The 12,527-nt window shown below is 65.6% G+C and carries 9 protein-coding genes; 3 read left to right on the top strand and 6 right to left on the bottom strand.

Annotation, left to right across the window (positions count from 1 at the left end; genetic code table 11):
• Window positions 1–420 precede the first annotated feature (420 nt).
• Window positions 421–1,992: an amidophosphoribosyltransferase gene (gene purF / locus AC6A67_RS00260; protein ID WP_498034510.1), complete on the top strand. Its 1,572-nt coding sequence runs from the start codon at window positions 421–423 to the stop codon at window positions 1,990–1,992.
• Entirely contained in the window at window positions 1,992–2,744 is a 753-nt protein-coding gene (locus AC6A67_RS00255) for an SDR family NAD(P)-dependent oxidoreductase (protein WP_498034509.1), read from the top strand. Before purF ends, AC6A67_RS00255 begins: the two co-directional genes overlap by 1 nt.
• A gap of 253 nt (window positions 2,745–2,997) precedes the next feature.
• On the opposite strand, the gene der is transcribed toward AC6A67_RS00255, so the two are convergent.
• The 4 genes from der to AC6A67_RS00235 form a co-directional block, all read right to left on the bottom strand.
• Window positions 2,998–4,371 (bottom strand): ribosome biogenesis GTPase Der, encoded by a 1,374-nt coding sequence (gene der / locus AC6A67_RS00250; RefSeq protein WP_498034508.1) that lies wholly within the window; start codon window positions 4,369–4,371, stop codon window positions 2,998–3,000.
• A 10-nt stretch (window positions 4,372–4,381) separates the two neighbouring features.
• Window positions 4,382–5,263 (bottom strand): tetratricopeptide repeat protein, encoded by an 882-nt coding sequence (locus AC6A67_RS00245; protein WP_498034507.1) that lies wholly within the window; start codon window positions 5,261–5,263, stop codon window positions 4,382–4,384.
• A gap of 98 nt (window positions 5,264–5,361) precedes the next feature.
• Window positions 5,362–6,189, bottom strand: a complete 828-nt coding sequence (gene panB, locus AC6A67_RS00240) for a 3-methyl-2-oxobutanoate hydroxymethyltransferase (RefSeq protein ID WP_498034506.1) — start codon at window positions 6,187–6,189, stop codon at window positions 5,362–5,364.
• Between the two features lie 309 nt (window positions 6,190–6,498).
• On the bottom strand, window positions 6,499–7,068 hold the full coding sequence (locus AC6A67_RS00235; RefSeq protein ID WP_498034504.1) for an NnrU family protein: 570 nt from the start codon (window positions 7,066–7,068) through the stop codon (window positions 6,499–6,501).
• Window positions 7,069–7,574: 506 nt separating this feature from the next.
• On the opposite strand from AC6A67_RS00235, the gene AC6A67_RS00230 reads away from it, so the two are divergent.
• The gene (locus tag AC6A67_RS00230) at window positions 7,575–7,826 is read left to right on the top strand and encodes a GlsB/YeaQ/YmgE family stress response membrane protein (RefSeq protein WP_498034503.1); all 252 of its coding nucleotides are present in this window, start codon (window positions 7,575–7,577) and stop codon (window positions 7,824–7,826) included.
• Between the two features lie 597 nt (window positions 7,827–8,423).
• On the opposite strand, the gene alaS is transcribed toward AC6A67_RS00230, so the two are convergent.
• Together alaS and recA are read right to left on the bottom strand one after the other, a co-directional pair.
• On the bottom strand, window positions 8,424–11,078 hold the full coding sequence (gene alaS, locus AC6A67_RS00225; protein ID WP_498034502.1) for an alanine--tRNA ligase: 2,655 nt from the start codon (window positions 11,076–11,078) through the stop codon (window positions 8,424–8,426).
• 315 nt (window positions 11,079–11,393) lie between these two features.
• On the bottom strand, window positions 11,394–12,479 hold the full coding sequence (recA, locus tag AC6A67_RS00220) for a recombinase RecA (RefSeq protein ID WP_498034501.1): 1,086 nt from the start codon (window positions 12,477–12,479) through the stop codon (window positions 11,394–11,396).
• Window positions 12,480–12,527 lie beyond the last annotated feature (48 nt).

The raw sequence follows: 12,527 nt of genomic DNA, 5'->3' as shown, positions 1-12,527 counted from the left end.
CGTTCCGGCGCAGAAGCTGCCGCATCTGGACCCGTTCAAATCTGGCGCAGCCGGACCAGAGCGCCACCCGGCTGCAGGGCGATCCAGCAGCGGCTGCGCGCAGGGGCCTGAGCGACAGGGCGGCGACATGCAGACGGCCCGGCGACACAACAAGGGCTGCGGTGACGGCGCTGGCTGTCGCCAGGCAGCGCGTCAGGGGGGAGCCCGGCCTCGCCAACAGGTGCGGCGAGGCGGCCCAATGTCACGTTTTGGGGTGAAAACCGGACCGGCAGTGTCCATATATCGCTCCATGTTCTTGAAACGCCATGTCTGCCGCCAGCGCACGGACCACGCCGTGACGCTGGCGAGCGCATTGGCGCCGAACCGAAACAGCTGCGCGAGCAGCGGCCTGGCCCCAGCCAGGCACCGGAGTGGCAACACATGAGTAACGCCAACGTCACCGACAAAAGCCGGCGCGCCCACGGCGCCCTTTTGTCCCAGTCCTCTGACGAGCGCGCTGATTCAGCCAGCTTCGCAGTGAATGGCGTCCATGGCGACGGCCGCCTCGACGACGACCTTGACGGCGACACGCTGCGCGAAGAGTGCGGCGTGTTTGGCATTTACGGCCACCCGGAAGCCGCAGCCCTCACCGCCCTGGGCCTGCACGCCCTGCAGCACCGCGGCCAGGAGGCGGCAGGCATCGTCTCTTATGATGGCGAGCGTTTTCACTCCGAGCGCCGCATCGGCCTCGTCGGCGACAATTTCTCCTCGCGCAAGACCATTGAGCGGCTGCAGGGCAATGTCGCCATCGGCCATGTGCGCTACTCGACCACCGGTGAAACCATCCTGCGCAATGTGCAGCCGCTGTTCGCCGAGCTGGAAGGCGGCGGCTTCGCCATCGCCCACAATGGCAATCTCACCAATGGCCTGACCCTGCGTCGCCAGCTGGTGCGCATCGGCGCCCTGTGCCAGTCGACTTCCGACACCGAGGTGTTCCTGCACCTCGTCGCCCACAGCCGCCGGCTGAAATTCATGGACCGCTTCATCGACGCCCTGCGTCAGGTGGAAGGCGCCTATTCGCTGGTCGGGCTCACCAACAAGAAGCTGATCGGCGCCCGCGATCCGCTGGGCATCCGCCCGCTGGTGCTCGGCGAGCTCGACGGCCATTACATCCTCGCCTCCGAGACCTGCGCCCTCGACATTATCGGGGCCAATTTCGTCCGCGACATCGAGAATGGCGAGATCGTCGTCATCTCCGAGGACGGCATCGAATCGATCAAGCCGTTCCAGCCGCGCCAGACGCGTCCCTGCGTGTTCGAATATATCTATTTCGCCCGTCCGGATTCGGTCGTCGATGGTCGCAGCGTCTATGAAGTGCGCAAGCGCCTCGGCGCCGAGCTGGCGCAGGAAGCGCCGGCCGAGGCCGACGTGGTCATTCCCGTGCCGGATTCCGGCGTGCCCGCCGCCATCGGCTACGCCCGCGCCTCGGGCATCCCCTATGAGCTGGGCATCATCCGCAACCATTACGTCGGCCGCACCTTCATCCAGCCGACCCAGACCGGCCGCGAGACCGGCGTGCGCATGAAGCACTCGGCCAACCGGGGCGTGGTCGCCGGCAAGCGCATCGTGCTGATCGACGATTCCATCGTCCGCGGCACCACCTCGGTGAAGATCGTCAAGATGATGCGCGACGCAGGCGCCACCGAGGTGCACTTCCGCATCGCCTGCCCGCCGATCAAATATCCTGACTATTACGGCATCGACACGCCGGAGCGCGAGAAGCTGCTGGCCGCCACCCATTCGCTGGAAGAAATGCGCCGCTATATTGGCGCTGACAGCCTCGCCTTTTTGACCGTGGACGGCGTCTATCGCGCCACAGGTTATGCCGAAGGTCGTGACCCGGCGGCCCCGCAATTCACCGACCATTGCTTCACCGGCGATTATCCGACGCCGCTAGCCGACATTACTGGCGAAACCCCGCGCCAGCTGTCCCTGCTCGCGGAAGCCGGCTGATGGCGGACGGCAAGGCTCTCGCCGGGCGGCTCGCCCTGATCACCGGCGCCTCGCGCGGCATTGGCCGCGCTCTGGCGCTGGAAACCGCCCGTCAGGGCGCGCATGTCATCGCCGTGGCCCGCACCCAGGGCGCGCTGGAGGAACTCGACGACGAGATCCGCGCCCTTGGCGGCGCGGCCACCCTCGTGCCGCTCGACGTCACCGATTATGACGGCCTCGACCGGCTCGGCCTCGTCCTGCACGAGCGCTGGGGCAAGCTCGACATCATGGTGGCCAACGCCGGCTCGCTCAATCCGCTGGCCCCGCTCGGCCACACCACCCCGAAAGAGTTCGACACGGTGATGGCGGTGAATGTCACCGCCGTGTGGCGGCTGATCCGGGCGCTCGATCCGCTGCTGCAGGCCTCGGACGCCGGCCGGGCGATCTTCCTGTCGTCAGGCGCGGCCCACAAATGCCTCGCCTATTGGGGCCCCTACTCGGCCTCCAAGGCGGCTGTCGAGGCGCTGGCGCGCACCATGGCGGCGGAGAACGTCAACAGCAATGTGCGGGTGTCCATCGTCAACCCAGGCCCGCTGCGCACCCGCATGCGCGCCGCCGCCATGCCCGGCGAAGACCCGCTGACCCTGCGCACCCCGGAAGACATCGCGCCAAAGATCGTCGCCCTCATGCGCCCCGACTTCAACCACAATGGCCTGATCTACGACTTCCCGCAGGACACGTTCCTGAAGCCGCAGACGCCCGTCAAAGTCTGAACCGCGCTGAATCCCTGATTGACAAAACCCGGATGCCAACGCATCCGGGTTTTTTGTGCAACCAACTGGCCTGTGCATGCCGACCTTCTCTGCTCACATGCCCCGCAATCAATGAGAGAGCCCTCGGCGCTGCGTCATGCCCGTGCTTGTCACGGGCATCCACGTCTTTCCGGTTCATCAGCACGCCCACAGCAAATAAAAAAGGCGGAGCCCATGGCCCCGCCTCCATCGCTATTTCGCAGCAAGCCCCAGCTCACCGCTTCTTTTTCTTGCCCTCAAACGGGTTTGCCCCCGTGCGCAGCGACAGCCGGATCGGCGTGCCGGGCAGGTCAAAGTGCTCGCGCAGGCCATTGACCAGATAACGCGTATAGGCGTTGGGCAACTCACTGAGCTGGTTGCCGAACAGCGCGAAATGCGGCGGCCGCGCCTTGACCTGGGTCATGTAGCGGATCTTGATGCGGCGGCCGGAAACGGCCGGCGGCGCATGCGCCTCCACCATCTCGCCCAGCCAGCCATTGAGGCGGGCGGTGGAGATGCGGGTGTTCCACACCTCATGCGCCTTCATCACCGCGCCCATCAGCCTGTCAATGCCCTCGCCGGCAAGGCCAGAGAGCGGCACGACCGGCGCGCCCTTGACCTGCGGCAGCAGCCGCGAGGCCTTCTCACGCAACTCACCGAGCAGGCCAGGCTGATCCGACACCAGGTCCCACTTATTGAGACCGATCACCAAAGCGCGGCCCTCGCGCTCCACCAGATCGACGATGGTCAGATCCTGCTTCTCGAACGGGATGGTGGCGTCGAGCAGCACCACCACCACGTCAGCGAATTTGACGGCGCGCAGGCCATCGGCCACCGACAGCTTCTCCAGCTTGTCGTCGATGCGAGCGCGCTTGCGCAGGCCGGCGGTGTCGAACAATTTGACCTTCTGGCCGCGCCACGCCCATTCCATTGAGATGGAATCGCGGGTGATGCCCGCTTCCGGCCCGGTCAGCAGCCGGTCTTCGCCCAGCATGCGGTTGATCAGCGTCGATTTGCCGGCGTTCGGCCGGCCGACGATGGCGACGCGCACCGGCTTGTCGGCCATCTCCTCTTCCGGATCGAAGTCGGGGTCAGCCTGAATCTCCGCCGCTTCCGGCAGCGCCAGCATCAGCGCCTCGAGCAGGCCGGAGATGTTCTCGCCGTGTTCGGCTGAGAGCGGCACCGGATCACCGAGCCCGAGCCCATAAGCCTCATAGGAGCCGTCGAGGCCCTTATTGCCCTCGGCCTTGTTGGCGACGAGGATCACCGGCTTGCCCGAACGGCGCGCAAGGTCGGCGAAGGCCTTGTCGGCGCCGGTCATGCCGACCCGCGAATCCATCACGAACATCACCGCGTCCGCGTCATCAATGGCGGCTTCGGTCTGGGCGCGCATGCGCCCCGTGAGGCTCTCCGAGTCGGATTCCTCAAGCCCCGCCGTATCCATGATGCGGAAGTGGAAATGGCCGATGCGCGCGTCGCCCTCACGCCGGTCACGGGTCACGCCGGGGCGGTCGTCGACCAGCGCCAGCTTTTTGCCGACCAGGCGGTTAAACAGCGTCGATTTGCCGACGTTCGGACGCCCGATAATGGCGACCAGGGGGAGGGTCATGATGTGCGCGTCAGTTCTGTGTTGCCGGCGCCGCAGCGCCGGAGGATGGGGATGGGAGCATTACGCCGCCAGGAGCCGCCATGGATGGAGCCGCCATGGATGGCGTCGCCAGCGAGGGAGTTGCGCCAGAAGGCGTCGACAGCGTCGGCGCGACGGCGGCGGGTTGGGCGATGGTCACCGGGCCGGCGGCGGCCAGCTCCATGAACAATTGCGCGCGGCGACGCAGGGACTGCGGCGCCTCGCCGTCCACGGCGATCTGGGCGAACAGCTTCTCGGCCTCGGCAAGCTTGCCGGCCTTCATCCAGGCAAGGCCCATCAGCTCGCGCGCCTGATTGCGCCATTGGCTGGCGGGCGTCGCCAGGCTCTCGACGCGCTTGACGATGTCTTCGGGCGAGGCGCTGTCGACGGCGATGGTGGCGGCGCGAATGCGCGCCACATCGCGCAGCCCCTGCTCCAGCGACGCATCGGCGGCCAGCGCGTCGAAGGCGGCGAGGCCAGCCTGGGCGTCCGTGGTCGCCTTCTGGCTGCCGAGCCGGAAACGGGCCAGAGCCGGATAGCCCGCGGGGCCGGAGGCGGCCAGCGCCTCAAGCGCCTTGACGCCTTCGGCGGCCTGGCCAGCGTCGGCCAGCTGCTTCTCCGCCTGTTCAAAGCGGACCCCGGCCTCGGCGGCGGCCTGCGTCGCGCGATATTCCATGAACCGCCAGCCGCCGACACCGAGGATGATGACCAGCGCCACGCCAGCCGCGACGCCGCCATAGCGGCGGACGATATCGGCGGCGCGGTCGCGCCGGAGGTCTTCGTCGATTTCGCGGAAGATGTCGGTCATCTGGTGTCGCGTTCCGGTGTTGAGGTTGAGCCAGACTGGATAGGTGGCCTTAACACAGACCAACATATGAAGCGACCCCAGCCTTCAGCCGGGGTCGCCAGATCAAACGCCCGACGCCATGCGTGAGTGGCAGAGCGGCGGCTCAAGGCGCGGCTTGCGCCGGCTCAGCCCTTGGTGACCTTTTTGGGATAGGTGTGCTCTTTGGCCGGGAAAGCGCGCGACCGCACCTCATCCGCATAGGCCTCGACAGCGCTGGCGATGGCAGGGCCGAGATCGGCGTAGCGCTTGACGAATTTTGGCACCCACGGGCTCAGGCCCAGCATGTCTTCGAGCACCAGCACCTGACCGTCGCAGGCGTTGGAGGCGCCGATGCCGATGGTCGGCGTCGGGATTTCAGCGGTGATCCGCGCCGCCAACGGCTCGGCGACCGCCTCGACAACGATGGCGCTGGCCCCGGCGTCGGAGATCGCCTTGGCGTCGGCGAGGATCTCCGGCCAGTCCGCCTCATCGCGGCCCCGGGCCCGGAACGAGCCGAACGTATTGATCGACTGGGGCGTCATGCCGATGTGGCCGATCACGGGAATGCCGCGACGGGTGAGGAAATGCACCGTCTCGGCCATCAGTTGTCCGCCTTCCAGCTTCACTGCGCCGCAACCGGTCTCCTTGATCACCCGCGAGGCGGAGCGGAACGCCTGCTGCGGGCTCTCCTCATAGGAGCCAAACGGCATGTCGACGGTGACCAGCGCCCGCTCCGAGCCGCGCATCACCGCGAGGCCCTGCATGATCATCATGTCGAGCGTCACTGGCACGGTCGACGGCAGGCCGTGCATGACCATGCCAAGCGAATCGCCGACCAGGATCATGTCGCAGAAACGGTCGAGCAGGCCCGCCGTATGCGCGTGATAGGAGGTGAGCGACACAATCGGCTCGCCGCCCTTGCGCGCCCGCAGATCCGGGGCCGTGATGCGCTTGATTTCGGACTGAAGTGACATGAATACAGCCTCTAGAGCATGAAACGCATAAGTGAAGGCCGCTTATGCGCGAAGAAACCTGCGACCACATGAGCGCCAGAGCCTCATGCGCATCGCCCTGAAGCTCTGGCTCCGACGACGTCAGCCGACACGCCGCCCGGCGGCGCCGACCTGGACCATGTGCAAGAAGCGGCGCCTACGCATCGCACGCGCCAGCATCAGCCATACATCCTCAGCATATGCGACGGCGCCTGTCCAACTGCCCGGCCTGGGCCAGGCAGTCCCTGGCCGCGCCGGCGCCTGTGCTGGACGAAGCGAAAAGCGCGCCCGTCAACCGATCAGCGGCACGCCAATGAGCATGGTGTGCAGACGGGTCAGGGTCAGCCACCACAGGCCAAGACCCAGCACGACCGCCGCCACATCAGCGATCCACGACGGATTAGCCACCTGAGCGCGCTCGCCACGACGCTTGGCGGCGATGCGCGCCGCCACCGCCCAGGCCAGCAGCACGCCGAACAGCAGCAGGCCACCGAGATCGCCATTGGCCAAAAGATGCGCCAGCGCCCACAATTTGACCGCCGTGAACATCGGATGACCGATGCGGGCCTTGATATGCCCCGGCGTATAGGCGGCGATCAGCAACACGAACACCGGCGCCATCAGCAGGAACGCCAGGTGCTTCGTCCACACCGGCGGGTCCCACAGCTGGATATAGCCCTGGGCGCGATAATCGCCGAAGCCCCAGATAATCAGCACCAGCCCGACCAGCGCCACAACGCTGATGGCGATGCGATAGCCGATGGGGCCAAGCGTCTCCTGCAATCGACCGCGCAAGCCGCGCGCCATAGCCGGCGCATGTGCGGCGAGAAACAACGCCAGTCCTGCTATCAGCTTCAACATGCCGTTCGCTTCCTCTCCTGTGCGGCAGACGGAATCACCCGCCCCGCGAACGCCGCGAAGCGCGCCGCCAAAACAGCGCAACGCCGCTGCAACGCCAGATCTCGCCCTCAGGACTGGCCAAAGGCGGCCAGGCGCCAAATTGTGACCAGTGAGCGCCACGCCCTCAAGCCGATCGGCTGCAGCCTCAGGGGCGTACCGCCCCGCAAACGCCCTGCCCCTTGATCCCGGCCAGAACGGGCGAAATGAACGCCAAATCTACTTCTGTTTAAAGCACCGACGCCACTGCGCAAACCAACGAAGGCGCCCGCGCTCATCTCGCAGGACGCCGCCGCCACAATAATCGTGGCGTACATCCGGGTGTTTGAGGCCGCTCCGCCCGCCTTATGTCGCCATGTTGCGATGGACGCCACCCTATAAAGGCGCAAAACTGCGGCATGGCCTGCAAATAATGCAACCAAATGCAGCCATTGCGCGTTGACAGGCCGCATCACAAAGGAGCGCCCGTTATGGAAACAGCACAGATTGGATGGATCGCGGCGATCATCGTGGGGGGATTTGCTGGCTGGTTCGCCTCCATGTTCATGAAGAGCGACACAGGCGTCCTGCTTAACATTATTCTCGGCATCGTCGGCGCAGCAGTCGCCAATCTGCTGCTCGGGCTGATCGGCGTCGCGCTGGGCGGCTGGATCGGCTATCTGATCGCGGGCTTCATCGGCGCCTGTATCCTGATCGCCATCGGGCGGGCGGTGCGGCGCTAGTCGCTTGTTACTGGAGTTGTGCGGCGTGCTGGGGTGGCCCTAGGCGCCCCCGCGCGACAAGTTAACTGTCTGGGTACAAGAGCGATTGTTGCGCTATCAGCTGCTGTTGCGGCAATTTCGCCCCACGGCCCCTAATCCATGCAGCCCAGGGGGCATGGGCGGCGCGGGCAATAATTACCCCCGGCACTCAAGGCCGACCGAAAGCAAACAAAGGGCCTGGATAACGCCATCCAGGCCCTTTGTGAATCGCACCTTCGCTCGCCCACCATCACGTCTGAACAGGCGCACCGCGCGCCGACGTGATCCGTACTTCGTGCGGCCCCCCTTGCAAGCAAGCCAACGTTACTCATCAAACGTGAGCGGCCCAATTTGAGCCGTCATGCCCGCGCTTGTCGCGGGCATCCACGCGTTATCGAGCCGCGCGGGCATCTGTAACCCCACGCGGAGCTTGGCGCCCGAGTAGAGCCCTGCGCGGTCCATAACAGAACGCCAGGCCGCCAGCGACACCGTGGATGCCCGCGACAAGCGCGGGCATGACGGAGTATAAGCAGAGCGGGCGCGGAGGTAGGCTCAGCGAGCGCGGCGATGCGCATCGCCTCAGGCAGCGAGCCCCGCCTCGACCGCCTTCAGCGCGGCGTCAGCTGCGGCCCCATCAGGACCACCGGCCTGGGCCATATCCGGACGGCCGCCGCCGCCCTTGCCGCCGAGCGCCGCAGAGCCAGCGCGCACCAGGCTGACCGCGTCGAAGCGGCTGACCAGATCCTTGGTCACACCAACGACGATCGCCGCCTTGCCGTCGTCAGCGACACTGACCAGCGCCACAACGCCGGAGCCGACCTTGGCCTTGGCGTCATCAACCAGACCCTTGAGGTCCTTCATCTCGACGCCAGCGACCGCGCGGGCGAAGAATTTCACCCCATTGACCTCGCGCACCAGGTCCTCGCCCGCCGCGCCGCCGCCCATCGCCAGTTTCTTACGGGCGTCGGCAAGGTCACGCTCAAGCTTGCGTTTCTCTTCGAGCAGGCTCTCCAGCCGGGTCGCCGCTTCATCGGCCGGGGTCTTCAGCATGGCGGCCAGGTCGCGCAGACGGGAGCTTTCCGTCGCCAGATAGTGTCTGGCGGCCGCGCCGGTCAGCGCCTCAATGCGGCGGACGCCCGCGGCGACGCCGGCCTCGGCGACCACAGTGACCAGACCAATGTCGCCGGTGCGCTCCACATGGGTGCCGCCGCACAATTCAACCGAGAAATCACGATTGCCGCCATCGTCCTGGGTCTTGCCCATGGAGACCACGCGGACCTCGTCGCCATATTTCTCGCCGAACAGGGCGCGGGCGCCGGACTCAATCGCCTCATCGACAGCCATCAGACGGGTGATGACCGGCGCATTCTGCACGATCACGTCATTGGCGATATCGGCGACCCGCGCCAGTTCCTCGCCGGTGACCGGCTTGGGATGGCTGATGTCGAACCGCAGCCGCTCCGGCGTCACCAGCGAGCCCTTCTGGGCGACATGGTCGCCCAGCACCAGACGCAGCGCCTCATGCAACAGGTGGGTCGCTGAATGGTTGGCGCGGATAGCGCGGCGCCGGGTGTGATCAACCCTGAGCTCGACCGCCTGGCCAGGACGCAGCGCGCCCTCCTCGACCACGACTTCGTGCACAAACACATCGCCGAGCTTCTTGCTGGTCCCAGTGACGCGGCCACGCAGGCCTGGGGCAAGAATCACGCCCTCGTCACCGACCTGACCGCCGGACTCGCCATAGAATGGCGTCTGATTGACCACCAGCTGCACGGTCTCGCCGGCGTTGGCGACCTCAACCTCGGCGCCGTCGCGCACAATCGCGGTGATGCTGCCCTCGGCCTGCTCCGTGTCATAGCCGAGGAACTCGGTGGCCCCGACCCGCTCCTTGACGCCGAACCAGACGCGATCGGTCGCCGCTTCGCCCGAACCCGCCCAATTGGCCCGGGCCAGCTCGCGCTGGCGCTTCATCGCCGCGTCGAACGCCTCGGTGTCGACGCCGACGCCACGGGCGCGCAGGGCGTCCTGGGTCAAGTCAAGCGGGAAGCCATAGGTGTCGTAAAGCGTAAAGGCCGTCTCGCCATTCAGACGGTCGCCAGCGGCCAGCTCGCGGGATTCGTCTTCGAGGATCGCGAGGCCACGCTCCAGCGTGCGGCGGAAGCGAACTTCTTCGAGCCGCAGCGTCTCAGTGATCAGCGCCTCGGCGCGTCCCAACTCCGGGAAAGCCTCGCCCATCTCCCGCTTCAGCGCCGGGAACAGCCGCCACATCAGCGGCTCGCGCGCGCCAAGCAGCTGACCATGGCGCATGGCGCGACGCATGATGCGGCGCAGCACATAGCCGCGACCTTCGTTCGACGGCAGCACGCCGTCGGCGATCAGGAAGCAGCAGGCGCGCAAATGGTCGGCGATGACGCGGTGGCTGACGCCCTGCGGACCATCCGGGTCAACGCCAGTCAGATTGGCGACGGCCATGATCAGCGCGCGCATCATGTCGGTGGCGTAATTGTCGTGGGTGCCCTGCAGCACCGCCGAAATCCGCTCCAGACCCATGCCTGTGTCGATCGACGGCCGCGGCAGGTTCAGCCGCTCGCCAGGGGCGATCTGGTCGAACTGCATGAACACCAGGTTCCAGATCTCGATGAAGCGATCGCCATCCTCATCCGGGCTGCCAGGAGGGCCGCCAGCGATATGGTCACCATGGTCGTAGAAGATCTCGGAGCACGGGCCGCACGGGCCAGTGTCGCCCATCATCCAGAAATTGTCGGAGGTGGGAATGCGAATAATCTTGCTGTCGGGCAGCCCGGCGATCTTGCGCCACAGGGCGTGCGCCTCGTCATCCTCGGAATAGACCGTGACCAGCAGTTTTTCCTGCGGCAGGCCATATTCCTTGGTGACCAGATTCCACGCCAGCTCGATGGCGTTTTCCTTGAAATAATCGCCAAACGAGAAATTACCCAACATCTCAAAGAAGGTGTGATGGCGGGCGGTATAGCCGACATTATCGAGGTCGTTGTGCTTGCCGCCGGCGCGCACGCACTTCTGCGATGAGGTGGCGCGGACGTAAGGCCGCTTCTCGGCGCCGGTGAAGACGTTCTTGAACGGCACCATGCCAGCGTTCGTAAACATCAGCGTCGGGTCGTTCCGCGGCACGAGCGGAGCCGACGGCACGACTTCATGGCCGTTCCTGGCAAAGTAATCGAGGAAGGTCGATCGAATTTCGTTGACGCCGCTCATCGCAAACACGCACTCGGACAGATACGGGACGACCGGTCGCCGCCCCTTCAGCACACGTCTTCTAGTGAGGCGAAGCGACCTTGTCGAGATTGCAAACCTGTGGCCCGGCGACGTCCGTTCAGACCTGCCGCCCAGAGGAGCCGCCCGCCTGACATCGCCATCTGGTCTCAAGCCATCTGACGCCGGCCCCTGGATCAATCCCGATGCGCGCCGCACAGACGATAGCGCCGGCTCATCGCCACAGCAGACGTGCGGCCAATGCCTGAAACACCAAGGGCGGCCGTGGGGCCGCCCTTGGGGAACTTTTCGCTGCGCTCAGGCCTGACCTTCATCAAGGTCATCGGCCGTCGGCTCAATATTGTCGAGGATCCGCTCCGCCAGGAGGCCAGCGTTCTGGCGGATCGACGCCTCGATACGGTCGGCGACCTCCGGATTCTGGCGCAGGAAATTCTTGGCGTTCTCACGCCCCTGCCCCAGCCGCTGGCTATCGTAAGAGAACCAGGCGCCGGATTTCTCGACGATGCCGCCCTTGACGCCAAGGTCGATCAGTTCGCCGAGCTTGGAGATGCCCTCGCCATACATGATGTCGAATTCGACCTGCTTGAACGGCGGCGCCACCTTGTTCTTCACCACCTTGACGCGGGTGGAGTTGCCGGTGACCTCATCGCGATCCTTGATCGCGCCAGTGCGGCGGATGTCGAGGCGCACCGAGGCATAGAACTTCAGCGCGTTGCCGCCAGTCGTGGTCTCGGGCGAGCCATACATCACGCCGATCTTCATGCGGATCTGGTTGATGAAGATGACCATGGTGTTGGAGCGCGAAATCGAGCCGGTAAGCTTGCGCAGCGCCTGGCTCATCAGCCGGGCCTGCAGACCAGGCTGCACCTCACCCATTTCGCCTTCGATTTCAGCGCGTGGCGTCAGCGCCGCCACCGAGTCGATAACCAGCACGTCGATGGCGCCCGAGCGCACCAGCGTGTCGGCGATCTCCAGCGCCTGCTCGCCAGTATCCGGCTGCGAGATCAGCAGATCATCCAGCTTGACGCCCAGCTTGCGGGCGTAAACCGGATCAAGCGCATGCTCCGCGTCGACGAATGCGCAGACGCCGCCCTTCTTCTGCGCTTCGGCGATGGTGTGCAGGGTCAGCGTGGTCTTGCCCGACGATTCCGGACCATAGACCTCGATAATGCGCCCGCGCGGCAGACCGCCGACGCCCAGCGCAATATCCAGCCCGATCGACCCCGTCGAGACCGTCTCAATTTCGACCGGCCGATCATTCTTGCCGAGGCGCATGATCGAACCCTTGCCGAACGAACGTTCGATCTGGGAAAGCGCTGCATCGAGCGCCTTTGTCTTGTCCATGGAGGAACCTTCAACGAGCTTGAGCGCGGGTGGCGACATTGTCCTGTTCCTTATGGCATGAGGCGTCGGGCAGCTTCAATGTGTTGT

This window comes from Camelimonas sp. FR25 (assembly GCF_059740505.1).
The sequence above is the reverse complement of the archived record's forward strand: the minus strand, read 5'-3'. Positions and strand labels throughout refer to the sequence as shown.